This is a genomic window from Chlamydiota bacterium (assembly GCA_012729785.1).
In the GTDB taxonomy this organism is placed as follows: Bacteria; Auribacterota; Tritonobacteria; order UBA1439; family UBA1439; genus UBA1439.
This window is the reverse complement of sequence record JAAYCL010000036.1, coordinates 36,449-60,682: the sequence shown is the minus strand read 5'-3', so window position 1 is coordinate 60,682 and position 24,234 is coordinate 36,449. Positions and strand designations below refer to the sequence as shown.

General features: G+C 71.2%; 24 protein-coding genes. 9 read left to right on the top strand and 15 right to left on the bottom strand.

Translation table 11 applies throughout. The features are described 5' to 3' along the window. Positions 1 to 49: 49 nt before the first annotated feature. From GXY35_08495 to GXY35_08455, 9 genes are all read right to left on the bottom strand, one after another. A complete protein-coding gene (locus GXY35_08495; GenBank protein NLW94615.1) occupies positions 50 to 811 on the bottom strand; it encodes a phosphate ABC transporter ATP-binding protein in 762 nt (253 codons plus the stop codon). Positions 812 to 820: 9 nt separating this feature from the next. Continuing rightward, positions 821 to 1,672: an ABC transporter permease subunit gene (locus GXY35_08490; protein NLW94614.1), complete on the bottom strand. Its 852-nt coding sequence runs from the start codon at positions 1,670 to 1,672 to the stop codon at positions 821 to 823. Next, positions 1,673 to 2,569, bottom strand: coding sequence for a phosphate ABC transporter permease subunit PstC (gene pstC / locus GXY35_08485; protein NLW94613.1), 897 nt, complete (start codon positions 2,567 to 2,569; stop codon positions 1,673 to 1,675). Between the two features lie 7 nt (positions 2,570 to 2,576). Further along, positions 2,577 to 3,278, bottom strand: coding sequence for a DUF2490 domain-containing protein (locus GXY35_08480; protein NLW94612.1), 702 nt, complete (start codon positions 3,276 to 3,278; stop codon positions 2,577 to 2,579). After that, a complete protein-coding gene (locus tag GXY35_08475; GenBank protein ID NLW94611.1) occupies positions 3,275 to 4,246 on the bottom strand; it encodes a phosphate ABC transporter substrate-binding protein in 972 nt (323 codons plus the stop codon). Before GXY35_08475 ends, GXY35_08480 begins: the two co-directional genes overlap by 4 nt. Then, entirely contained in the window at positions 4,243 to 4,665 is a 423-nt protein-coding gene (locus tag GXY35_08470; GenBank protein NLW94610.1) for an Rrf2 family transcriptional regulator, read from the bottom strand. Before GXY35_08470 ends, GXY35_08475 begins: the two co-directional genes overlap by 4 nt. Positions 4,666 to 4,839: 174 nt before the next feature. After that, a complete protein-coding gene (locus GXY35_08465) occupies positions 4,840 to 6,789 on the bottom strand; it encodes an ATP-binding cassette domain-containing protein (protein NLW94609.1) in 1,950 nt (649 codons plus the stop codon). Further along, on the bottom strand, positions 6,786 to 7,745 hold the full coding sequence (locus GXY35_08460) for an HlyD family efflux transporter periplasmic adaptor subunit (GenBank protein ID NLW94608.1): 960 nt from the start codon (positions 7,743 to 7,745) through the stop codon (positions 6,786 to 6,788). Before GXY35_08460 ends, GXY35_08465 begins: the two co-directional genes overlap by 4 nt. Positions 7,746 to 7,774: 29 nt before the next feature. Further along, on the bottom strand, positions 7,775 to 9,052 hold the full coding sequence (locus GXY35_08455; GenBank protein NLW94607.1) for a TolC family protein: 1,278 nt from the start codon (positions 9,050 to 9,052) through the stop codon (positions 7,775 to 7,777). Between the two features lie 383 nt (positions 9,053 to 9,435). On the opposite strand from GXY35_08455, the gene GXY35_08450 reads away from it, so the two are divergent. Continuing rightward, positions 9,436 to 10,278 (top strand): amino acid ABC transporter substrate-binding protein, encoded by an 843-nt coding sequence (locus tag GXY35_08450; GenBank protein NLW94606.1) that lies wholly within the window; start codon positions 9,436 to 9,438, stop codon positions 10,276 to 10,278. On the opposite strand, the gene GXY35_08445 is transcribed toward GXY35_08450, so the two are convergent. Genes GXY35_08445 through GXY35_08430 form a run of 4 tightly spaced genes read right to left on the bottom strand, consistent with a single transcriptional unit; the run spans position 10,266 to position 13,391 of the window. Beyond that, on the bottom strand, positions 10,266 to 11,447 hold the full coding sequence (locus tag GXY35_08445) for a hypothetical protein (protein NLW94605.1): 1,182 nt from the start codon (positions 11,445 to 11,447) through the stop codon (positions 10,266 to 10,268). The two genes, GXY35_08450 and GXY35_08445, sit on opposite strands and share 13 nt — an antisense overlap. Beyond that, positions 11,444 to 11,911: a hypothetical protein gene (locus tag GXY35_08440; protein ID NLW94604.1), complete on the bottom strand. Its 468-nt coding sequence runs from the start codon at positions 11,909 to 11,911 to the stop codon at positions 11,444 to 11,446. Before GXY35_08440 ends, GXY35_08445 begins: the two co-directional genes overlap by 4 nt. A gap of 26 nt (positions 11,912 to 11,937) precedes the next feature. Next, positions 11,938 to 12,858: a hypothetical protein gene (locus GXY35_08435; protein ID NLW94603.1), complete on the bottom strand. Its 921-nt coding sequence runs from the start codon at positions 12,856 to 12,858 to the stop codon at positions 11,938 to 11,940. Between the two features lie 14 nt (positions 12,859 to 12,872). Next, positions 12,873 to 13,391: an NUDIX hydrolase gene (locus GXY35_08430; GenBank protein ID NLW94602.1), complete on the bottom strand. Its 519-nt coding sequence runs from the start codon at positions 13,389 to 13,391 to the stop codon at positions 12,873 to 12,875. Between the two features lie 142 nt (positions 13,392 to 13,533). On the opposite strand from GXY35_08430, the gene GXY35_08425 reads away from it, so the two are divergent. The 8 genes from GXY35_08425 to GXY35_08390 all read left to right on the top strand — a co-directional run bounded on the left by GXY35_08425 (position 13,534) and on the right by GXY35_08390 (position 22,170). After that, on the top strand, positions 13,534 to 14,718 hold the full coding sequence (locus GXY35_08425; protein ID NLW94601.1) for a CoA transferase: 1,185 nt from the start codon (positions 13,534 to 13,536) through the stop codon (positions 14,716 to 14,718). A gap of 25 nt (positions 14,719 to 14,743) precedes the next feature. After that, positions 14,744 to 16,411: a methylmalonyl-CoA mutase gene (locus GXY35_08420; GenBank protein NLW94600.1), complete on the top strand. Its 1,668-nt coding sequence runs from the start codon at positions 14,744 to 14,746 to the stop codon at positions 16,409 to 16,411. 23 nt (positions 16,412 to 16,434) lie between these two features. Then, positions 16,435 to 16,845: a cobalamin B12-binding domain-containing protein gene (locus GXY35_08415; protein NLW94599.1), complete on the top strand. Its 411-nt coding sequence runs from the start codon at positions 16,435 to 16,437 to the stop codon at positions 16,843 to 16,845. Positions 16,846 to 16,849: 4 nt separating this feature from the next. Next, positions 16,850 to 17,788, top strand: coding sequence for a methylmalonyl Co-A mutase-associated GTPase MeaB (gene meaB / locus GXY35_08410; GenBank protein NLW94598.1), 939 nt, complete (start codon positions 16,850 to 16,852; stop codon positions 17,786 to 17,788). After that, a complete protein-coding gene (gene mce, locus GXY35_08405) occupies positions 17,785 to 18,189 on the top strand; it encodes a methylmalonyl-CoA epimerase (GenBank protein NLW94597.1) in 405 nt (134 codons plus the stop codon). The genes meaB and mce overlap by 4 nt, the downstream gene beginning before the upstream one ends. A 335-nt stretch (positions 18,190 to 18,524) precedes the next feature. Beyond that, positions 18,525 to 20,480, top strand: coding sequence for an MBL fold metallo-hydrolase (locus GXY35_08400; GenBank protein ID NLW94596.1), 1,956 nt, complete (start codon positions 18,525 to 18,527; stop codon positions 20,478 to 20,480). 69 nt (positions 20,481 to 20,549) lie between these two features. Next, positions 20,550 to 21,074 (top strand): YeeE/YedE family protein, encoded by a 525-nt coding sequence (locus GXY35_08395; protein ID NLW94595.1) that lies wholly within the window; start codon positions 20,550 to 20,552, stop codon positions 21,072 to 21,074. Then, a complete protein-coding gene (locus tag GXY35_08390; GenBank protein NLW94594.1) occupies positions 21,067 to 22,170 on the top strand; it encodes a rhodanese-like domain-containing protein in 1,104 nt (367 codons plus the stop codon). Before GXY35_08395 ends, GXY35_08390 begins: the two co-directional genes overlap by 8 nt. A gap of 28 nt (positions 22,171 to 22,198) precedes the next feature. On the opposite strand, the gene GXY35_08385 is transcribed toward GXY35_08390, so the two are convergent. Beyond that, positions 22,199 to 23,134, bottom strand: a complete 936-nt coding sequence (locus GXY35_08385) for an ABC transporter permease (GenBank protein NLW94593.1) — start codon at positions 23,132 to 23,134, stop codon at positions 22,199 to 22,201. Then, positions 23,131 to 24,234: an ABC transporter permease gene (locus GXY35_08380; protein ID NLW94592.1), complete on the bottom strand. Its 1,104-nt coding sequence runs from the start codon at positions 24,232 to 24,234 to the stop codon at positions 23,131 to 23,133. The genes GXY35_08385 and GXY35_08380 overlap by 4 nt, the downstream gene beginning before the upstream one ends.

Genomic DNA, 24,234 nt, shown 5'->3' with positions numbered 1-24,234 from the left:
CCGGCAACGGCGTCTCCGTCCTCTTCGCCGGCCATGCGGGGGGCCGCCGTCAACTGATCGTCCCCTGCACGTACTCCCTCGTCAGCTCCTCCCGCGGGGATGCGAAGAACTCCTCCGCGGGACCGTGCTCGATCAGCTCCCCCATGTACAGGAAGACGACATAGTCCGCAAGCCTCCTCGCCTGCCTGAGGATGTGGGTGACCAGCACGAGCGTGTAGTCCCTCTTCAACTCGAGGAAGATCCCCTCGATCCGGCGGCTCGAGATCGGGTCGAGCGCCGAGGTGGGCTCGTCCCCGAGGATGATCTCCGGCCCGACGGCGAGCCCGCGGGCCAGGCAGAGCCGCTGCTGCTGCCCGAGCGAAAGCCGGGAGGCGGGGAGATGGAGCCGCTCCCGCACCTCGTCCCAGAGGCCGGCGATGCGCAGGTGCCGTTCCACGATCGCGGCGAGCTCCCGCCGGTCGCGCACCCCGTGCAGGCGCGGCCCGTAGGCGACGTTGTCGAATATCGACATCGGGAGGGGGTGGGGCCTCTGCGACAGGAGCCCCATATGCCTCCTGATCTCCGTCACATCCACCCCGGGGGCGTAGACGTCGCGCCCCTCGACGATCACCCGTCCCGTGACGCGGGCCCCGTCGGAGAGATCGATGAGCCGGTTGAACGAGCGCAGAAGGGTGCTCTTGCCGCAGCCGGAGGGGCCGATGATGGCCGTGATCCGGCGCCGCGGGATATCCACGCTGACGTTCTTGAGGGCCTGCTCGGGGCCGTAGAAGACGTGCAGCCCCTGCACCCGTATGTGGGCTTCCGCGTGCATCGTATGCTCCTATCGCACCACGTGCCTCGAATACCGGTGGCCGAACAGACGCGCGGCCGCGCTGATCGCGAGGATGAGCGCGGTCAGCACCAGGGCGGAGGCGTACGCCCTGGCCTGCACCTCCGGGAACGGCGTCCCGAGCTGGAAGAAGATCGCAAGCGGCAGCGTCGCCGCCGGCCGGAACAGCGAGACGGGGATCGAGTCGGTGAAGCCGGCGGTGAAGAGCACCGACGCCGCGTCGCCGATCCCCCTCCCCATCGCAATCAACACGGCGGTGACGAGGCCGGGGAGGGTTTGGCGCACGACGACCTTCAGCGACGTCTCCAGGCGCGTCGCCCCCATCGCGTAGGAGGCGTCCGTGAGCTCCTGCGGCACGGTCCGGACCACCTCGTCCATCGCGCGCGCCATGATGGGGAAGATGAGGAGGGCGACCGCGATGATTCCGCCGAGCAGCGAGGCGCCGATGCCGAACCAGAGCATCACGACGAATCCGAAGGCGCCGTAGACGATGGAGGGGATCCCCCAGAGGACGTCGAGGGCGAAACGGGCGGCCGAGGCGAGCGGCGACCGGGGCGGGAGGTAGGCGTTGAGGCAGAGGACCACCGGGAGGCTCCAGGACAGGGCGAGCGCGGTCGCCCCGGCGGTAATGGCGAGCGACCCCAGGATGGCGTTCAAGATCCCCCCCTCCTTCCCGAGGTAGAACCCCCCGCGGGGGGGTTGGCTGATCATCGCCCAGCTCATCGCGGGGACGCCCCGCACGATCACCGTCCCGATGATGAGCAGCAGCACGGCGAGGACCGTGGCGACCGACGCCGCCATCAGCGCCCGGGCAATCCCCTCCGCAACCCGTCTCCGGTTCATCTACCGCATCCCCCGTTCGATCCGCGCCAGCACGCAGCGCGAGACCGCGTTGAACGCGACCACGACGGCCAGGAGGAGGAGCGCCGCGAGCATCATGGCGGCGTCGTAGAGCGGCACCGAGAGCATCTCCCCGTAGTTGTTGGCGATCAGGGCCGGAAGCGGGTACGCCGGATCGAAGATCGAACGCGGCGACACGGCGACGTTCCCCGCGACCATCAACACCGCCATCGTCTCCCCGAACGCCCGCGAGACCCCCAACACGACCGCCGCGATGACGCCCGGCATCGCCTTGCGCAGCACGACACGGGTGACCGTCTGCCATTGCGTGGCGCCGAGGGCGAGCGACGCCTCCCGCATCCCCCGGGGCACGGCCCCGAAGACCTCCGCGGCCACGTGGATGATCACCGGGAGGATCATGATCGCGAGCACGACGCCGCCCGCCAGGACGCAGTAGCCGCTCGACGAGACGCCGAACAGCGGGGCGACGCGGTCCCGCACCAACGGGACGACCGCCAGCACCCCCCATATCCCGTAGATGACCGAGGGGATGCCGGCGAGGAGGTCCACCAGCGGGGCGGCCAGCCGCCGCACGGCGGCGGGCGCGTACTCGGAGAGGTAGATGGCGGTGAAGAGGGAGAGCGGGACCGCGAGGAGCACGGCGGTGCCGGTGACCCAGAGCGTCCCGAGCAGAAACGGAAAAAAGCCGAACTCCCCCCGGAGCGGCTGCCAGGAGCTCGACCCGAGCAGCGTCCAGATCGAATGACGGGCCAGGACCGGGGCCGATTTCAGGAGGAGGGCGCACACGATGACGACGACGAGCAGCACGGTGCCCGCCGCGCAGAGCCGCATCGCGGACGCCGCGATCCGATCTGTCCGAACCCTCACCCGCCGGTGCATGCCGCCCCTAGAATGCGTACGAGACCCCCGTGCCGATCACGTGGCCGCCGTCCCAGTCGCCGCCGCGCCCCGCGCGCTCCGCCAGCCGCATATAGTAGACGTCCAGATTCAGGTGCGCGAGGAGCTTGAATGAGAGGCCGCCGTAGATCCGGTTCTGCCGGTACGCGATGCCGTCGGCGAGATCGAAGTAGAACGCGTCGGCGACGAACGGCGAGATCTGGAACCGCTCCCGCTTCACGATCGGGTAGGAGATCTTCGGATAGATGCGGTACTGCCAGCTGTTGCGGTGGGCCTTGTGCGGCCGGATGCGCCAGTCGAGCCGGTTCTCGAGCGTGCACGCCAAATCCCCCAGGCCGTGCCTCTCGATCCCGAGGTCCCGCAGCTTGAATCGCGGGGTCACGAAATGCATGAAGCGGTGCTCGGTCCGGAACTCCCCCGGCTCCCCCTCCTGGATGTTGCCGTACTGCCACCCCAGGGTGAGCCAGGGGTACAGATGGTAATCCGGCCCCATGTAGAACTGGTAGCGGTAGAACTCGTCGATATCCTCCCGGAAGCGCGTCTCGAAGCTCGCGTTCAAGTCCGCCTTCTTTTTGACCAGCGGGAGCTTGAACGCGTACTTGTTCCACATCTTCCAGTCGTCGCCCGCACAGACCGTTGCCCGGACCGCGAGGATCGCCGCCGCCCCGGCGATGACGATGCCCCGTTTCATCCGCCTCTCCTTTCGCCGCTACTCGTCTCCGCGCCGTCCAGCTTGTTCAGCTCCCCCCGCAGCGTCTCCGCGGCGAGCCGGATATATCCCGCCTCGGGCACGTACGCCTGCCCGTCGGTGAGCACCCACCGGATGAATGCGCGCACCGTCTCCCGCGCGGGCCTGCCGCCGCAGACGAAGTAGAGCTCCCGCGCGGGCGGGGACGGGTAGCGGCCGTCCCCGATCGCCGCCACAAGCCGGTCCCGGTCGTCGTAGAACCGTTCCCGCTCCCCGATCGTCCCGTCGCCGTCGAGGTCGATCGGGAGGACGCGGAGGCCCGCGAGCGGTTTCCGGGTCGCGGCGTCGTAGGCGAAGTTGACGTTGTTGTAGCCGATCCCGCGAGGATCCTTGCGGACCGCCTCGGCCAGGCCGGGATCGCCGTAGACGCCCACCCCCTTCAGCGCCTCCTGCGTCCCCCCGAGGTAGCCGGCCCATGTTTGGGCCGCGCCGCAGGCGTCGGAACGGGTGTAGACGCGGACCGGGTCGGGCCGCGCGGTCCCGGAGAGCTCGCCCCAGGTCGCCGGTCTCCCGGCAATCCAGAGCGCCGCGAACCGCTCCCGCGTCACCCCGCGTCGGAGCAGCTCCCGCAGCGCCGGGTTCCCCGCGTTGACGGTGGGCACCACCGCGTCCCTGGTGACCGCGACCGCCCAGGCGCCCTTGGCGAACTCCGCGGGGGCGATCGCCCGCGATACCATCCCGATGTCGGCGGCCCCCGCCAGCGCGTCGGCCATCCCCTTCCCCGCGCCGCCGGCGGCGATGTCGATGGAGACGGACGGATGCAGTTTCCGGTACTCCTCCGCCCACCGCACCGCCATCGGGTAGAGCGCCCACGCCCCCGAGATCGTGACCGTCCCGGCCCCCTCCGCCGCACACGCGGTGCCGCCGCCCGCAACCAGGCACAGCGCGGCGGCTACAGCGATCCGTCTCATCCCGCGCACCCCCTTCCAACCGTTCCGCCCCTCCCCGCGGAGGGGCGCCGCGCCGTGGCGCGGATGTCGGCGAACGTCGTCTTCTCCAGTATCCCCGCGATGGCGTTCCGCACCCTCCGCATCACCCGGTAGAGACCGCACCCCGCCTGGGCGGGGCATTCCAGGCGCGCCCAGTCGCTCGCGCAGCCGATCGGCGCCAGCGGCCCGTCGATGATCCGGATCACCCGCGCGAGCGTGATCAGGCGCGGCGGCCGCGCCAGGGCGTACCCCCCGTTTCTCCCGCGCACGCTCAGGAGGATCCCCGCCTTCTTCAGGTCGAGGAGGATCCGCTCGAGGAACCTCTCCGGGATCGCCTGCCGCGCGGCGATCTCGCGCGCCCTGAGCAGGCCCCTTCCGTGGTGGAGGGAGAGCATCGTCATCGCGCGGAGCGCGTACTCGCCCTTCCTGGATATCTTCACCCCGCCCCCTATAGTCGATAATGTCGACCAAGATAGAAGACATTATCCCCCCGGCGGCCGGACGCGTCAAGCGCTAACGATGGAAAAAGCGCTGGATGGTTCCCGCGAAAGGATGGGGGCGCGGCGAGGCGCCGTTCACTCGTAGCGCAGCGCCTCGATCGGGTTCAACGAGGCGGCCCGGCGCGCGGGCCAGACGCCGAAGACAAGGCCGACGACGATCGAGAAGAGGGTCGCCAGGGCGATCGAGGCCGCGGAGACCTTGACCGCCCACCCGGCGAGCACCGTGATCAGCATCGAGGCCCCGATCCCCAGGGCGACCCCCGCCGCCCCCCCGCTGACCGTCATCACCACCGACTCGATGAGGAACTGGTACATGATGTCCGCGTAGCGGGCGCCGAGCGCCTTCCGCAGGCCGATCTCGCGCGTCCGTTCGGTGACGGAGACGAGCATGATGTTCATGATCCCGATGCCGCCGACGAGGAGGGAGATCGCCGCGATGGAGCCCAGCAGCCAGGTCATCGTCTTCGTGGTGCTCTCCAGCGCCTCCTGCATCTCCGCCATGTTCCTGATCTCGAACGAGTCCTCGTTCTCCTTGCTCAGCCGGTGATTCTTGACGATGCGCGCCTTGATCTCGTCCTCGACGGCGTGCATCCGGGACGCCTCGGCGACCTCGACATAGAGCGAGTCGAGGTAGTCCTTCCCGAGGAGGCGGTACATCGCCGTCGTGACCGGCACGATGACCGTGTCGTCCTGGTCGCGGGGGCCCATCGCCCCCTTCTCCGGCAGGAGGCCGATCACCTGGAAGTTCACCCGGTTCAGCTTGATGATCGACCCCACCGGGGAGGAGTCGCCGAACAGCTCCCGGGCGACGGTCGCGCCGACGAGCGCCACCTTCCTCCGCCCCCGCACGTCGTCCTCGGTGAAGAAGCGCCCCGCCGTCGGGGAGGAGGCCCGGATCCCCTCGTACTCGACCCCCGTCCCCTCGACCTGCGTGTTCCAGTTCCTGTTCCCGTAGACGGCCTGCGCACGCCCGGTGACCGACGGGGAGATGCGGCGTATGTCGGGGAGGCGCGCGATATCCTCCAGATCCTTGAAGTTGAGGCGGGTCACGGAGCCGGCCTCGAGCGCCACCGCCCCGCGACGGTGGGACCCCGCGCGCACCCGGAGGAGGTTGGACCCCATCGAGGCAAGGCGCTGGCGGATGGACTCCCGCGCCCCCCCGCCGAGGGCGAGCATCGCGATCACCGCCGCGACCCCGATGAGGATCCCCAGCATCGAGAGGGCGGAGCGCATCGGGTGCGTGAGGATCGCGCGGAGCGCCTGGCGGAGATGGTCCGCGATGACCGCCCCCTCCCCGGGGGCGTGCAGGTCTCCGGGCGCCTCTTCCGGTTCGGCGCGGAGCGGCCGGCCTGTCCCGCGCACCCGCTCGTCGGAGACGACCGCGCCGTCCCGCATCCTGATGATCCTGGCGGCGTGGGCGGCGATCTCCGCCTCGTGCGTCACGACCACGATCGTCTTCCCCTCCCGGTTGAGCCGCTCGAGCACCGCGATGATCTCCGCCTCGCTCGCCGTGTCCAGGTTCCCGGTCGGCTCGTCGGCGAGGAGGATCGGGGGATCGTTGACCAGCGCCCGCGCGATCGCCACCCGCTGCTGCTCCCCGCCCGAGAGCTCTGACGGCCGGTGGACGGCGCGCGCCGCGAGGCCGACCTCGCGCAGGCGGTCCTGCGCGGACTCCCGCAGATGGCGCCTGCCCGCGTAGATGAGCGGCAGCTCGACGTTCTCCCGCGCGTCGGCATAGGGGAGGAGGTGGAACTGCTGGAAGACGAAGCCGAAGAGGCGGTTCCGCGCCGCCGCGAGCTCATCGTCGCCGAGGCGGGTGAGATCCATCCCGCCCGCGCGGTACGAGCCCTCGTCGGGCCTGTCCAGACATCCGATGATGTGGAGGAGGGTGGACTTCCCGGAGCCTGAGGGGCCCATGATCGCGACGAAATCGCCGGCCTGGATGTCAAGCGACACCCCCCGCACGGCGCGCACCTCCTGCGCCCCCATCCGGTAGGTCTTGACGATCCCCCGGATCTCGATCATCGCCGGCTCCCCATCCGCCGCGGCATGAACGGGTTGGTCCCCTGGGAGGCGGCGCTCCTCGGGGCCGTTGCCGGCTCCTTCCGCACGACGACCGTCTCGTCTTTCCCGAGCCCCGAGACGATCTCGACGTGCCGCTCGTTTGAGACGCCGGTCTCGATCTTCCGGACGACCTGCCGCCCCCCCTCGAGCACCGTCACCGTCGCCCTCCTCCTGCCCCGCGTCACCGCGCTGACCGGCAGGCGCAGGACGTTGTCCCTGTGCCGCGTGACGATCTCGACCACGGCGCTCATCCCGGAACGGAAGACGGAGGGGATCGTCCCGGGGAGGATGTCCACCTTGTAGATCGTGACGTTGTTCACGACCGTCGATTCGTAGGAGATGTGCGAGACCTTCGAGGCGACCTTGACATCCGGGTAGGCGTCCAGGCTGACGACAGCATCCTGGCCGACCTCCACGCTCCCGATGTCGGTCTCGTCCACCTGCGCACTGACGATAAGGCGGTCGGAGAGGACGAGGACCGCGTCGGCGGCGGTCACGGTCTGTCCCGGCTCGAAGGCGCGGACGATGACCTCCGCGTCGATGGGGGCGATCAGCGGCGTGGCCTTGTAGGCGTCCTTCCAGTAGGCGACCTGCTCGGGGCCGCGGGTGAGCGCCGCGTCGAGGAGCGCGGCCCGCTCGGTCGAGGACATCCAGGCGAGCGTCTGCCCCGCCTTCACCGTGTCCCCCTCCCTGACGAGGATCTCCTCGATCCGCCCGCCGATCGGCGGTTTGATCTGGAGCCGATTCTGCGGCTCGACCGTGCCGGTCGTGGAGACAATCTCCCTGATGTCGCCGATTTCGGGGCGGATCTCCTCGAACGCGGCCGCGCCGCTGTTCGGGCGGCAGCCGCGCACCGCGGCCGCGACGAGAACGAGGGCGGCGAGCCCCCCGATCGCGATCTTCCGGTTCTTCGTCATCCGCTGAGCCCCCTTTGTGGCCGTGCCCGTCACCGCAGCTCGTCCTCGAGCGTCCCCCCCCGCGCCTGGACCCACGCCGCCTCGGCCGTCCCCTCCGCCCAGAGGGCGTTGAGGTGCGACTTCTTCGCCCGGACCAGGGCGTCCTCGATGATGGTCCACGCGTCGAAGTCGATGATGCCGATCGCGTACTGCGCCTTGGAGATCTTGGACCGCTCCTCGGCGGCGGCGAGGACCTTGCGCTCTACCTCCACCGTCTCGAGGGCGTTGCGGAACTCCGTCCACGTCTCCGTGAGTGTCAGCACGACCCCGAGGCGCCCGCTCCGCTCGTCGGCCTCCGTCTGGAGGAGGTACTGCCGCGACTTCGCCACCCCCGCGACGCGCTCCCCCCCCTGGAAGAGGGGCCAGTCGACGCTGACGCCGATCTCCCTCTCGTCGCCGCGGGGCGGCCAGCCGTCGCCGGCCTTGTTCACGCCGAGGGTGCCGTACACGGCCGGGAGGAACTCCGCCTGGGCCGACTTCACCCCCCAGCGCGCCGCCTCCTTCACGGCCGCCAGCCGTTTCAGGAGCGGGACCGTGTCGCAGAGCCCCTCGAAGTCGGGCCGCGCGGGCCCCGGCGGGTCGAGGACGAAGTCCCCGGAGGTCCCGAGCGGCGCGGTGTGCGGCCTCCCCATGACCCTCGTCAGGCGCCGGCGCCCGAGCTCGACCGCCCGGAGCGCCGCGGCGATGTCGTACTCGGCCTGCGCGAGGTCGGCCTGCGAGAGCATCAGCGAGCCCTTGTGCTCGCGCCCCGCCTCGTAGCGGAGCTGGACGAGGTCCGTGTTCTGCTTCCTCCGGTCCGCGATCTCCCGCGCAATCGTCACGAGGTCCTGCGCCCTGAGTAGGTCGACGTAGGCCTTGCGGAGGGAGAGGCGCACGTCGGAGGAGGTCACCGCGTAGGCCCACTGCGAGGCCGTGACCCCCTCCCCCGCCCTCCCCATCTCAAACGGCGTCCGGAAGCCGTCGAAGAGGAGCTGCCGGGCGTCGAGGCCCCACGCGTGGGACTCGCCGCGGGTCCCGTCCGTGCCCTTGGACTCCCCCGCGCGCCCCGAGGCCGTCACCTCGGGGAAGAGGGGGCTCGCGGCGATGCGCCGCTCCGCCTTCGACTGCCCGAGTCTCGCCAGGGCGGCGGCGAGATCGGGGTTCCCCTGCCACGCCTCCCGGACGCACTCCTTCCAGGCGATCGTCTCCCCGGGATCCGTCCCCGCGGCGGGGCCGGAGGAAGCCGCCTGCGCGGCCATGAGCACGATCAGAAGCGCTGTGCACGTCATCGCGTTTCCCATCCCGCTTGCGGCGCCCCCTGTGTATTCCCGAAGCGGGGGGCGCGAAGGGCCGCGGCGCCTCCACCGACGGCGGCGGCGCGCCTCGTGGATCCGATGCAGCGGCCGCCGGAACGAGGCTGCCCGGCGTCCCGGGGGGGTCGGCGGGGACGGCGATCCCCTCTTTCCCTCTTTGACGTCCCCGAGCCCCCGAAAGTTCCCCCCGCCGCGCGTCTCTTCCGAATGCGGTATAGTAGCACGCGGCCGGCGTTGTTCAAAGCCGCAACCGCGCGGACGTCTTCCCGCGTCGCGGGCGCGCGCGATTTTCCGGATGCCTCCGCGGCGCCGGTGTGGTATGGTGATGCTGCACGTCGGCCGTCATACGGGAGGAACTCATGCACCGCGCACTGCGCACCGCCTTTGCCGTCCTGCTGGCCCTCGGCGTCTCCGCCCGCCACTCCGCAGCCCGGGCCGAGAATCCGCCGGAGGTGACTACCGCCGGTTCCGCCAAGACGCTCCGGTTCATCTCGGACTTCAAATCCCCCCCCTTCTCCTACCGCGAGGGGATGCGCAGGGTCGGCATCGAGGTGGACATCGCCGAGGCGCTCGGGAGGCAGATGGGGCGGGAGATCGAGTGGGTCCCGATGAACTTCAGCGCCTCCGCCTACGCATCCGCCCTTGAGATGGGGAAGGCCGACGCGGCGATCGCCTGCATCAGCATCACGGACGCGCGGCGCAAATCCCTCTCCTTCACCAAGCCGTACGCGCGGATGGGGCTGGCCCTGGCGGTGAAGAGCACGGTCGACTGGCGGCGCCACTGGTTCACCAACGGCCTCAAGCACTGGAAGATCTGCGTGGTGCGGGGCACCACCGCGGAGCGGTGGGCCCGGGAGAACCTCCTCGGGAAGGTGCAGACCTACTCGTCGCTCGACAGGATGGTCCAGGTCCTCAAGAACTCCCCCCTGCCCGAGGAGAAGCGGGGCGGGACCTGCATCCTGTACGACGAGGTGCCGCTCCGCTGGGCGCTCTCCAACTACAGCTACCACTACCAGGTCGTCGAGAGCCGCATCTCCCGGGAGCGGTACGGCATCGCGGTGAAGAAGGGGAACATCGCGCTGCTGGAGTCGTTGAACGAGGCGATCGGCCGGCTCGACAAGAGCGGGGAGGGGCGCCGCCTGCGCGAGAAATGGATCGATAAGGCGCAGGGGCTCGACTTCTTCGAGGATTACGGGGAGTAGGACCCCCGGCCCTCTGTTTCGCCGAGAAGCGGCCGGAAGCGGGGATCGAGGAGTTCCGCCTGCCACCGCATCAGCGGCCCGCACGCCGCGAGTTCCTCCGCGTCCCGCGGCCGGCGGCGCGACACCGCGACCAGCGCCGCGCGGCTGGCGATGACCGACGCCTCGAGACCGAGCTCCTCCGCCAGGCGCGTGCACTCCCCGCGCAGCTTCTCCAGCAGACCGACCGGGTACCGTTCCCCCCGACTGCGCGTCAACGGGGGGGGCCACTCCTCCTCGGGCGTTCCCCCCGCCCGCCTGAGCGCCGCCTCGAGCGCCGCGCGCCGGCGCCCGACGCAGTTTCTGGGGAGCCGCACGGCCGCAAGGCTGAACCGCTCCCCCTGCGCGGCCGCGTCGAGCGCAAGGGCGCAGAGCCCCTCGTTCACCAAAACCTTGAACGGCGGCTGGTCGGCCTCCCGCGCCTCCGCGTCCCGCCACCGCCACAGTTCGCGAAGGTAGCAGAGCTGCCGCCGGTCGAAACGCCCCGTCCCCTTCAGCCGCCACGCCGCGTCCCCGTTCCGCGGGGAATCCTCCGCGGTGGCCGCGACCACCCGCGCGCAGGACTCGCGGTGCCACCCCTCGCGCCCGCGCGCCCGGAGCTCCTCCTCGAGGCGCGCGGCGATCTCCAGCAGGTAGCGCGTGTCCAGGACGAGGTAGTCGAGCTGCCGGGGGGAGAGGGGGCGGCGCGACCAGTCAGACTTCTGGCCGTGCTTGGAGAGGGCGACGCCGAAAAAGCGCTCGACGAGCGCGGCAAGACCGAACTGCCGGTAGCCGAGGAGCTGGGCGGCGAGCATCGTGTCGAAGACCCCAGCGGCCGGCCGGAAGCCGAGCGAGGCGCGCATCAGGCGCAGGTCGTAGTCCGCGCCGTGGATGACCAGCGGCTTCGTCGCCAAGACCCGGGCGAGCCCCGAGAGGTCGAGGCCCGCGAGCGGGTCGACGATGTAGTCGAGGCCGGAGAAGGAGAGCTGGAAGACGCAGAGCTTCTCGCGGTAGTGGTAGAGACTGTCCGCCTCCGTGTCGAGCGCGACCCGGGGTGCCTCGCCCAGGCGCGCGACGAGATCCGCGAGCGGCCCGGCGGAGGCGATGCAGCGGGCCGGGCCCGCGGACGGCGGCGCGACGGCGGGACCGTTCACGTCGCCTTCCCGCCGGCGGGCCCGTCGCCCTCGCCGTCCGCCTCGCCGGTGAGATCCTCGATGACGTCCTCCTCCCTCAGCCCGCCGCGGCGGGCCCGGAAAGGGGCGTCTCCCGGCGCCTCCGGCTCCTCGCCCGTCTCATTGAGCATCGCCCGGAACTCCCGGTCGATCTGGTCGTCGACGCGCGGCTCGAGGGTGAGCGAGGGGGCCTTCAGCCAGAACACCACCCCGAGCGTCGCGACGACGACCCCCGCGCCGACCGCGAGCCAGACGCTGACGCGGGAGGCGTCGATCGCCGCGCTGCCGCCGCTCAGCGGCTTGGCGGACTGCGCGGGCTGGGCCGCCTTCTTCTGGAGCGCCTGTCTGGCCCGCTCCTCGAAGTACCGCTGCGGATCGAACTGCTCCGCCTGTGAGGCGGCGAGCAGGAGGCACCATGCCGCGGCCGCGAACAACGCCCGTTTCATCTCTCCTCCTCGCCCTGGACGCCGCCTCACGGGGCGGAAGCGGACGCCGACGGCTGCGCCACGACCTGGAACTGCGCGGAGGCGAGATTCGAGACGCGGTTCGACTCCCTGGCCGGATTCCTCCCCCGGCGGCACAGCGTTCCGTAGATCGTGTACAGGCCGGCGGGCGCGGGCGCGGGGATGGCGCCGAAACCGACCGGGATGGACAGGTTCTCTATCCTGATCCCGGCCGCGACCGGGGTCGGCTTCTCCGTGAGGTTCCCCCTCGGATCCCGGTACAGGAGCCCCGCCCCGGGGACGGCGACCGCGAGGTAGGCGTCCTCCCGGTCCCCCGCCCAGTCGTGCGCCCTGACCGCGCAGCGGACGACCGGCTCCTCGCCGCGCAGGTACACCGCGGTGGATTCCATTTGGAGGTTCACCTCCGGGGGTTTGCCGCTCGGCTTCGGCGTCGGCGCCGGGCCGCCGCCGACGATGGTGACCGAGCCGTACTGCGGCGTGGCGTCCTCCCACTCCTCCGAGCAGTCGTCTTCCCAGAGCGGCGTGCCCATGAACTCGACGCGCGTCGTCGTCGAGCGGGCGTTTGCGGAGATCCTGAATCGGAGGATGGCGAGGCGGCTGATCTTCTCGGCGTCGTAGTAGCAGTCCGATTCCGTTTCGATCTCGACCCTCCCGGGGGATGTCTCCCAATATAGGAGCCTCCAGATCCCGTTGTCCCACGCCTGGTCGCTGATCTCGATCTCGTCGAGCGTGAGCAGCGCCGGGTCGTACCTGAGCTCGCAACGAAAGTCTGTCACCCGCTCGCGGGGGCTGATGCTGAGCGAAAAGCTCACCCGCTCGCCGGGCGCGCCGGTGTCGTTTCCGACGCTCATCGTGGCGGCCCGCCCCGCCGCCGCGGTCAGCACGACGCACGCGGCCGCGATCGTTCCCGCCACGGCTCTCCGCCGCATAGCCTGCGCTCCTTTCAGACGACCTTCGCCCGCACGAGGGCGGCGAGGGTCTTCGCGTCGACGATCTTTCCGTTTCGCGCCATCGTCGCGACCTCGGCGCGGGTGAAGACGCGCGCCGTCATCACCTCGTCCTCCTCGCGCCGGCACGCCGTCTTCACGAGCCCCCGCGCCGCAAAGAGGTGTATCAGCTCGGTGGTGTAGCCCGGCCCCGGATAGAGCACGCCGAGCCTGTTCCACTCCGCCGCGACGCACCCGATCTCCTCCTCGAGCTCGCGCCGGGCGCAGCGCAGCGGCCGTTCCCCGGGTTTCAACGTCCCCGCCGGGAACTCCCACAGATACCTTCCGACCACCGGCCGGTACTGCCTGATGAGGACGAGGCGGCCGCGATCGGCGAACGGCACGACGAGCACCGCGCCCGGGTGCCGCACGATCTCGAGAGCCGCGACACGGCCGTTCGGGAGCCTCCGCGAGGCGAGGCGAAACTCGACGAGCCGCCCTCGGTGCACGACCCGCTCCCGTCCTGCGTTCGGCATGGCGGAAGTATAGCATCCCCCCCGGGTGGCGTCGAACGAAAACAGGGCGCCGGGGTTCTTGACATCGCCCCTCCCCGTTCTATAATGGGCTCGTGAAAGCCCCGCGCCGCCGTGGCGGCCGGCCCCCGGAGGGACGCGCCAGATGAAACCGCTCGAGCGGATCAGGGTCCTCGACTTCACCCGCGTCCTCGCGGGCCCCTTCTGCACGATGATCCTCGGCGATATGGGCGCGGAGGTGGTCAAGATCGAGCAACCGGGCAAGGGGGACGACACCCGCGCCTTCGGGCCGCCGTTCGACCGGGGGGAGAGCGCCTACTTCTTGAGCGTCAACCGCGGCAAGAAGAGCGTCACGCTCGACCTGAAGTCGGCCGCCGGACGCGAGGTCGTCCGCCGCCTGATCGCCCGCTCCGACGTGCTGGTGGAGAACTTCCGCCCCGGCACGCTGGAGAAGCTCGGCTTCGGTTACGACGCCGTCTCGAAGATCAATCCGCGCCTCGTCTACGCCTCCGTCTCGGGGTTCGGCCAGACCGGCCCCTGGGCCTCGCGCCCCGGCTACGACCTCGCCGTGCAGGGGCTCGGCGGGATCATGAGCCTCACCGGGGACCCCGACGGGCCGCCGTGCAAGACCGGCGTCTCGCAGGCGGACCTCGTCGCGGGTCTCTACGCCGTGCAGGGGATCCTCCTCGCCCTCTACGCGCGCGAGCGGACGGGACGCGGACAGCTCGTGGACGTGGCGATGTTCGACGCGCAGCTCTCACTCCTCACCTTCCAGGCGGGGATCTTCTTCATGACCGGCGTTTCGCCCGCGCGGATCGGCAACCGCCACCCCACCATCTGCCCGTACGAGACGTTCAGGGCGAGCGACCGCTGGATCACCGTCGCCGTCGGCAACGACCGGCTCTGGCGCACCTTCTGCGAGCTCCTCGACCTCGCGGAGATCTGCACGCACCCGGACTACGCCACCAACCCCGATCGCGTCAAGAACCGGGACAGCCTCTTCCCGATCATCCAGGAGGTGATCCGGGAACGCGACAGCGCGCACTGGCTCGCCCTGTTCGAGCGGCACGGCATCCCCTCCGGCCCGATCCTCTCCGTGCGGGAATCGCTCGCGCAGCCGCAGGCGGCGGCGCGCGAAATGGTGGCGACGGTTTCCCACCCGTCCCTCGGCCCCCTCGCGCAGACGGGGATACCGGTGAAACTGTCCGAGACCCCCGGCGCCGTCGAGACCCCGCCCCCGCGCCTCGGCGAGCACACCGCGGAAATCCTCTCCTCGCTCGGCTTCACGGGCGACGAGATCGAAACGATGCGTGCCTCGGGGACGGTCTAGCGCCCCCCCCGGCGAGGGTCCTGCGATGCGCGAGGAGACCGGCGACGCGAAACAGCGGTGGCGCGAAACCGTGCTGACGCGGGCGCTCGCCGCGCACCCCGACCGGCGTCCCGCGGCGGCGACCTCCTCCGGCATCCCCGTCGACCTCCTCTACGACCCGTCCGACCTCGGGCGATTCTCCTACCCCGACCGGCTCGGCTATCCGGGCGACTACCCGTACACGCGCGGCGTCCAGGCGACGATGTACCGGAGCAGGCCCTGGACGATGCGCCAGTACGCCGGCTTCGGCACGGCGGAGGAGTCGAACCGGCGCTTCCGCTACCTCCTCTCGCAGGGGCAGACCGGCCTCTCGATCGCCTTCGACCTCCCGACGCAGATCGGCTACGACAGCGACGACCCGCTCGCCGAGGGCGAGGTCGGGAGGGTCGGCGTCGCGGTGGATTCAATCGAGGAGATGGAGCTCCTCCTCCGGGATCTCCCCCTCGACCGGATCAGCACCTCGATGACGATCAACGCGACCGCGGCGGTGCTGATCGCGATGTACCTCGCCGTCGCCGACCGGCGCGGCACGAGCCGGCGCCTGCTCCGCGGGACGATCCAGAACGACGTGCTGAAGGAGTACGTCGCCCGCGGCACCTACATCTTCCCCCCGCGCCCCTCGCTCCGCCTCGTCACCGATATCGTCGCGTTCTGCAACCGCGAGACGCCCCGCTGGAACACGATCAGCGTGAGCGGCTACCATATCCGGGAGGCCGGGGCGACGGCGGTCCAGGAGCTCGCCTTCACCCTCGCCGACGGCATCGCCTACGTCGAGGCGGCCCTCGCCGCGGGGCTCGCGGTGGACTCGTTCGCGCCCCGCATCTCATTCTTCTTCAACGCCCACAACGCCCTCTTCGAGGAGGTGGCGAAGTTCCGCGCCGCCCGGCGGATCTGGGTCCGGATCATGCGGGAGCGGTTCGAAGCCAAAGACCCCCGGTCGCTCGCCCTCCGGTTCCACGCCCAGACGGCGGGCTGCGCCCTCACCGCGCAGCAGCCCGACAACAACGTCGTCCGGGTGACGATCCAGGCGCTCGCGGCGGTGCTTGGCGGCGCGCAGAGTTTGCACACCAACTCCCGCGACGAGGCGCTCTGCCTGCCCACCGAGGAGTCGGTGCGGATCGCGCTGCGGACGCAGCAGATCATCCTCGGAGAGAGCGGCGTCGCGGACACCGCCGACCCGATGGGCGGCTCCTACTTCCTCGAGCGCCTCACCGACCAGATCGAGGAGACGGCGGGCGGCATCATCGCCGCGATCGACCGGATGGGCGGGATGCTCGCGGCCATCGAATCGGGCTGGGTCCAGCGTGAGATCCAGGCCAGCGCCTACGCCCACCAGAAAGGCGTCGAGTCGGGGGAGCGGATCGTCGTCGGGGTGAACTCCCACCTCGACGAGGGCGGAGGGGGGGCCTGCCCCCTTCTCCGCGTGGCCCCGTCGGCGGAGGCGGCCCAGCGGCGGCGCCTCGCGGCGCTGCGCGCCGGGAGAGATTCCCGCCTGGCGATGCGGGCGCTCGACGCGGTGGAGACGGCGGCGCGCGGCACGGACAACCTCCTCCCCCCGATCATCGAGGCGGTCAAGGCCCGCGCCACCCTCGGGGAGATCTGCGGGCGCCTCCGCCGGGTCTTCGGGGAGCACCGGCCCGCGTCCGCGCTGTGACGCCGGGGAAGAAGGGACAACCGATGGGGAAAACGATCAGGGTTCTCATCGCCAAGCCGGGCCTCGACGGCCACGACCGCGGCGCGATCGTCGTGGCGCACGCCCTGCGCGAGGCGGGGATGGAGGTCATCTACACGGGGATACGCCAGACCCCCGAGCAGATCGCGGCCGCGGCGGTGCAGGAGGACGTGCGGGCGGTGGGCCTGAGCTGCCTCTCCGGCGCCCACCTGCGCCTCTTCCCCCGCGTGATCGAGCTTCTCCGGGAGAAGGGCGCCCCGGATATCCTCGTCTTCGGCGGCGGCATCATCCCCGCGGAGGATATCCCGGCGCTCAAGAAGGCCGGCATCGCGGAGATCTTCGGGCCGGGGACGACGACCGGCGCGATCGTGGGGTTCATCCGTGCGCGCCTCGGCGCGCCTTCAGCCGCGGACTGATCCGATGGATGTCGCCGCACAGGTGCTCGATCGAAACCCCCGCGCCGCGAGCCGCCTCCTCTCCTGGATCGAGGACGGCGACCCGCGCGCCGCGGCCGAGATGAAGACGCTCTACCGCCGGGCGAAGGCCGCCTATGTCGTCGGCGTCACCGGCCCCCCCGGCGCGGGGAAGAGCACGCTCGTCGACCGTCTCGTGGCGCTCCGACGCGGGCGCGGCGCCGTCGTGGGGGTTTTGGCCGTGGACCCTTCGAGCCCGTTCAGCGGCGGGGCGGTCCTCGGCGACCGCGTGCGGATGCAGCGGCACGCGGCCGATCCCGGGGTGTTCATCCGGAGCATGGCGAACCGCGGCCGAACGGGGGGGCTGAGCCGCGGCGCGGCGGAGGCGGTGCGGGTCCTCGAGGCGTGGGGCTGCGAAATCGTCTTCGTCGAGACCGTCGGCGTCGGGCAGAGCGAGATCGAGGTGTCGCGGCTCGCCTGCACCACGATCCTCGTCTGCGCCCCCGGCGCGGGCGACAGGATCCAGGCGATCAAGGCGGGGGTCACGGAGATCGCCGACATCGTCGTGCTCAACAAGGGCGACCGCCCCGAAGCCGCCCATGCCGCCTCCGCCCTCGAGATGATGCTCTCGCTCCGCCCGGGCGAGGACTGGACCGTCCCGCTCGTGCAGACCGTCGCCCTGGAGGGGCGCGGCCTGGAGGCGCTCGACGCGGCGCTCGACGCCCACCGCCGTTTCGCGGAGGGGCGCGGAATCGCGGCCGCGAAACGCCGCGCGCAGTTCAAGGAGCGGCTCCTCGAACTCGTCCGGGAACGGCTCATGCGGCGTGTCGCCGCGCGTGTCCCGGACGAGGAGGCCCTCGATGCGCTCGCGGCGCGGATGCTCGCGGGCGAAACGGACCCGTACACGCTCGCGGAGCGGATCGCCGGGGAGGATGCGGCGCGATGATCGAATCGGTCGACCATATCGGGATCGCGGTGCGGAGCATCGAGGCCTCGCTGCCGCTCTACCGGGACATTCTCCACCTCCGGGAGATCGAAATCGCGGAGGTGCCCGAGCAGAAGGTGCGCGTGGCGATGATCCGCGTCGGGGGGACGAAGATCGAGCTCCTCGAGGCGCTCGGCGACAACAGCCCGATCGCCCGATTCATCGAGAAGCGCGGCGAGGGGATCCACCATATCGCCCTCTCGACGAACGATATCCGCGCCGCGCTCGCCGCCCTGAAGGCCGCCGGCCTGGTGCTCGTCAACGAAACCCCGACGCCGCGCGCGGGGGAGTACGAGGTCGCGTTCATCCACCCCTCCTCCGCCGGACGGGTTCTGATCGAGATCTGCCAGCCGCTCACATGACGCCTCGGAAGGCCCGGCGCCTCGGACTCGAGGCACCATGCCGCGCGATAGGTACGCGACCCCGACGCCGCGCACCCGGCGCCGGCGTTGCGCCCGATCAACGGAGCGCACGCGGCATCCCCCTCCGGCGGCCGGAGCGGGCGGCGGAGGGTCCGCCGGCTCGGCGGCGCGTTTTCCGCCGATTGTGTCGGGGCGGCGGGGTCCTTTCCCGCTCGGCACGCCGGCCGCGAACCCGCGGAGCGCTTCGAACCCTCCGGGGACAGAGGCGCCCACGCGTGGCATACTGATGGTATACGGAGGTGACGATGAAGAACACGATCTGTGCGCTCCTGCTCATGGCCGTCTCCTCCGCGGCGCCCGCGCACGCGCGCCTGGCGGAGAAGGACGCCGAGGCCCTCGCCCACGACGACGCGTCGGCGCGCTACGAGCTCATCGAGACGTACCGGCACCCGGGTTTCGAGATCCTCCAGTTCAAGCTCGGCGTCCTCTCGCACTACTCCTACCTGCTCGTCAGCGGCGGGAAGGCGCTCGTCGTGGACCCGGGGCGCGACGTCGACGCGCACCTCGAGGCGGCGCGGGCGGCGGAGGCGGAGATCGCGGGGGTGTTCCTCACGCACTCGCACGCCGACTTCGTCGCCGGGCACCTCGAGCTCGCCGCGCGCGCGAACTGCCCGGTCTACGCGAACAAGGAGAGCGGCGCCGGCTACCCGTTCCAGCCGCTCTCGGACGGCTCCGAGATACGGGTCGGCGCGGCCCGGGTCCAGGCGGTCACGACGCCGGGGCACACCCCCGACGGAATGTGCGGCTACGTCTTCGGCCCCGAGAGCGGCGCGCAGCCGGAGGCGATCTTCACCGGCGACACGCTCTTCGTCGGGAGCGTCGGGAGGCCGGACCTCCTCGAGGGGACGATGTCGGCGGCGGCGCTCGCCTCGATGCTGTACGACTCGTGGACGCAGAAGCTCTCGAAGGCGGGGGACGCCGCGCGCGTCCTCCCCGCGCACGGCGCCGGCTCGCTCTGTGGCGCGCACCTGAGCGACGACCCGAGCTCGACGATCGGGGCCGAGAAACAGTCGAACCCGTACCTGCGCCACGCCTTCAGGAGCGACTTCATCGCCGCCGTCCTCGAGGGGCTCCCCGAGGCGCCGCGGTACTTCGCCCACAACGCCCGCCTCAACCGGACCGGCCCCCCGCTCGTCGAATGGGACGCCCCGCTGCCCCCCGAGACGCCGCCCGGCCCCGCCCTCGCGGACCCGTCGGAGTTCTTCGTGGTGGATCTCCGCGATGCCGCCGACCACGCCCGCGCGCACATCCCCAACTCCCTGAATATCGCCCTTCGCGGCCGGTTCGAGACCTGGACGGGGACCATGGTGCCGTGGGAGACGATGGAGAAGGGGCGGCTGATCCTCTGCGGCAGCCGCGGCGAACTGGCGGAGGCGCTCCGCCGCCTCCACCGCGTCGGCTACCGCGCCGGCATCGTCACGATGGAGTCGTGGAAGGCGGCCGGGCTCCCCGTGGCCGCGAGCGCCCTCATTTCCCCCGCCGAGCTGCACGCGGCGATGCGAGCGGGCACCGCGCCGATCGTCGTCGATGTCCGCCTCCCGAACGAGTGGATGGCGTCCAGAATCGGCAACGTGATCAACCTCCCCCTCACGCACCTGGCCGAGCTCTCCGCGAAGCTCGACCCGTCGCAGCCGGTCGTGGCGGTCTGCAACTCGGCCTACCGGTCGAGCATGGCGGCCGGCGTGCTTGCGCGGAACGGCTTCACCAAAGTCTCCAGCATGACGGGCGGCTCCGAGGCGTGGGTCGAGGCCGGCCTCCCGACGATCGGGGCCGAGCGCGCCGGCGGCGGGGCCGCCCCGGGGCCGGTCAGGGCCGTGCGCCTGCCCGAGCGGATCTCCCCCCTCGATCTGCACCGGATGATCGCCGACCTTCCCGGGACCTTCGAGCTCGTGGACATCAGGCCCGTCGCGCAGTTCTCCGACTACCACCTCCCCGGGTCGAAAAACGTCGACATCGCCGACCTGATCGCCGACCCGGCGTTCCTCGCGGGGACGGTTCCGCTCGTCGTCGTGGACAGGGACGGAACGCTCGCGATGGCGGCGGGGGGGATCCTGTCGCAGAAGACCAAGCGCCCGATCAAGGTGCTCCACGGCGGCCTCTCCCGCTACTGGGACGATTCGATGGCGGGGAGCTGGAACGCGGCCCCGGGGGCGGCCCCTCCCCCCGCCGCCTCGCCGGCCGGCGTTCCGACGCCGGCGCCGAAGACGAAGAAGAGGAGCGCCGGCTGCTAGGGTCCGCCCCGCAGGCCGATTGAACGGACGTCTGCGCCGCGGCGGGGGCGGAACAACGGGAGACGACGGATGGAACGAACGCAGAGGCCCCGTCGCGGTGCGTACATGAACCCGTACGTCGCCGGGATCATGCTCGGGGTCACGCTCCTTGGGTCGTTCCTCACGCTCGGGGCGGGCCTGGGCGCCTCCGGCGGGATCGCCAGGGCCGCGGCCTACCTCGAGCGCCTCGCCGACCCCGCGCGCGTGGAGGCGAGCGCCTACTTCGGCGCCTGGGGCCCGCGGCCGCTGCGCTACTACCTCGTCTTCATGCTCGGGGGCGTCTTTCTGGGCGGGGCGCTCTCCGCCTTCACCGCGCGCCGTTTCTCCCTTCGCCTCGAACGCGGCCGCGCCTGTTCGGTTTCCCGGAGGGTCCTGTCGGCCTTCGCCGGCGGCGTGCTCGCCGGCTGGGCGAGCCGCCTCGCCTCGGGCTGCACCTCCGGGCAGGCGCTCACCGGCGGGGCGCTCCTCCTGACGGGGAGCATGGTCTTCATGGTCTGCGTCTTCGCGGGCGGCTACGCCGCCGCCCGCATCGCGAGGGGGCAGTGGGATGATTGAGACCTGCTTCGAGGCCGGCCTGCTCGACTCGACGCGCGCCTTCGCCCTCGCCGCCCTGATCGGCGTCTTCTTCGGCTTCTTCCTCGAGGCGGCCGGCTTCGGCAGCTCGCGCCGGCTCTCCGGGATCTTCTATTTCCGCGACATGGCCGTCATCAAGGTCATCTTCACCGCCCTCATCACCGCGATGCTGGGCCTGGCCTACCTCGAGGCGTTCGGCTGGGTGCGGACGGAGGGGCTGCACCTGCTGCCCACCGTCTACGGGGCGCAGGTGGTCGGGGGACTCGTCTTCGGCGTCGGGTTCGTGCTGGGCGGCTGGTGCCCCGGCACCGCCGCCGCGGGGTGCGTCTCAGGGAAACTCGACGCCCTCGTCTTCCTGGCGGGCGCCCTCGCGGGCTCGATGTTGTTCAACGAGACCTACGAAACGGTCGCGCCGCTCCTGTCGACGGGGGACCGCGGCGTCCGATTCGTCTACGACTCGCTGGGCGTCCCCAAGTCGATCTTCATCTTCGCCTTCACGACCGTCGCGGTGCTCAGCTTCTGGACCGCCGAGTACCTCGAACGACGCGTCGCGGGGCGGGGGCGCTACCTCTTCTCGCCGTTCCTGACGATCTTCAGCCTCTGCCTCCTCCTCGTCGCGTGGGCGTTCTCCCTCGCCCTCCCGCCGACGGCGGGCACGGAGGCGTCGCTGCTGGCGGCGATCGAGGAGGGGGAAGACCATATCGAGCCCGAGGAGCTCGCCGACCGGCTGCTCGCGGGGGAGGCGGAGCTCTTCCTCGCGGATCTGCGCCCCGCCGACGAGTACCGCCTGTTCCGGATCCGCGGCGCGGAGAATATCGAGCTGCAGCGCCTCCCGGCCATCCTCGCCCCCTGGAAAAACCGGGGGACGATCGTCCTCTACTCCAACGGGATGACGCACCCCGCCCAGGCCCGCGACGCCCTTTCCCGGATCGGCTACCGGAATGTCCATATCCTCACCGACGGCCTCGGCGGCTTCATCGCGCGCTGCCTGAAGCCCGCCTCCCTCCGCGAGGAGCCGGTTTCCCCCGGAACGGCCGCGAAGATCTCCGCATGGCGGAGTTATTTCCTCGCCCGCTGACCCGCCGCGCCAGACGCGGGCGCCCCCCCTACTCCCGCCGGTACGCCCGCAGCAGCGCCCCGGGGTACGCCGGGTCGCGCGCGAAGGCGGCCAGGAGCAGGATCGTCACGAGGTACGGGAGGAGCAGGAGGTACTGGTACGGCAGGGCGGCGCCGGCCGCCTGGAGGCGCAGCTGGAGCGCGTCGATCAGGCCGAAGAGCAGCGCCCCGAAGAGGATCCTTCCCGGCCGCCATTTCCCGAAGACCACGAGCGCGAGCGCGATCCAACCGCGCCCCGCGACGATCCCCGGCAGAAACATGTTGAACTGGGCGATCGAGAGAAAGGCGCCGCCGACCGCCATCAGCCCCCCGCCGAGGACGACGCTGACGTACCGGACGCGAAAGACGTCCACGCCCATCGCGTCCGCCGCCTCCGGGTTCTCCCCGGTCGCCCGGAGCGCAAGCCCCCAGTGCGTCCGCCCGATCACCAGCATCAGAATCGGCACGAGGAGGACGGCGAGGTACGTGAGGAGATAGTGCTGGAACAGGACCGGCCCGACGAACGGGATCGAGGCGAACAACGGCACCCGCGCGATTTCGAACGGCTCGACCTGCGGCGGCGTCGCGGGGGTCCCGACGGCCAGACGGTAGACGAACAGGGCGAGACCGGAGCTGAAGATGGTCAGCCCGAGGCCGCTCACGTGCTGGGAGACGCCGAGGGAGACCGTGAGCGCCGCGTGCACGAGGGCCAGGAGGGCGCCGCTGGAGAAGGCGGCGGCGACGGCCAGCGAAAGGTCGCCGGTCTGGCGGGCCGTCAGGAAGGCGGCGAGGGCGCCGAAGAACATGATCCCCTCGATCCCGAGGTTCAGCACCCCCGACCGCTCCGAGAGGCACTCTCCCAGCGCCGCGTAGAGGATCGGCGTCGCCATCCGCAGCATCGCCGCGAGGAGGCCGGAGAGGAACGCCGCCGTGAGCATCTCCGTCATCGCGCGCCCCCTTCCGCCGCGCCCCGCGCGTTGCACACCGGGGACTTCTCCCCACAGCGCGTCACCCTGACCCGGTAGTTCGTGAGGACGAAGACCGCGCACATCACGAGCAGCACGATCCCCTGGATCACGTCCGCGAGGAAGACCGGGACGCCGGTGTAGCGGCTCATCAGCTCCGCGCCGGTGATGAGCACCCCGAACAGGATCGCGGCGCAGACGACCCCGAAGGCGTCGAGCCCCCCCAGCATGGCGATCACGATGCCCGCGTAGCCGTAGTTGGGCGAGAGCTTCTCGACGAGGTCGTAGTGGAGGCCGAGCACCTCCCCGGTCCCGGCCAGCCCGGCGAGCCCCCCGCTCACGAGGGAGACGAGCACCACGGTGCGACGGACCGGGATACCCGCGTACGCGGCCGCCGCCGGGTTCGCCCCGACCGCCGCGATCTCGAACCCGAGCACCGACCGCTTCATCATCCACCGGACCGCCGCGGCCGCGGCGAGCGCCGCGAGCGCCCCCGCGTGCAGCCGCGTCCCCGCCAGCAGGATCGGGTAGCGGGCGCAGTCGAGAATCGGGGGCGAGTTCGGCCACATGGTGCGCGGATCCTTCAGCGGGCCGTCCAGGAGGGCGGAGACGACGCAGATGACGATGTAGTTCGAGAGGAGGGTGACCACCGCCTCGTCCACCCTGCAGCGCGCCTTCAGGACGCCGGCGCAGAGCGCCCAGGCGGCGCCGGCGGCGCAGCCGGCGGCCATGATCGCCGGCACGGCGAGCGGGCGCGGGATCGCGAGGCGGAGGCCGAGCACCGCGGCGCAGAGGGCGCCCAGGTAGAGCTGGCCCTCGCCCCCCAGATTGTAGAACCGGGCCTTGAACGCCACGGCGGCCGCGAGGCCGGTGAGCACGAGCGGGGTGGCCTTCACCGCGGTCTCGGCCAACCCGGTCCGGGACCCGAGCGCCCCCTGGAGGATGTAGTAGAAGACGGTGAACGGGTTTGCCTGCGCGAGGAGGATCAAGACGAAGGAGAGGGCGAAGGAGATCGCCACCGCGACGAACGGAAGGGCCAGCCGCGCCCCGAACGGGAGGGGTTGCCGCTTCTCGAGACGCAG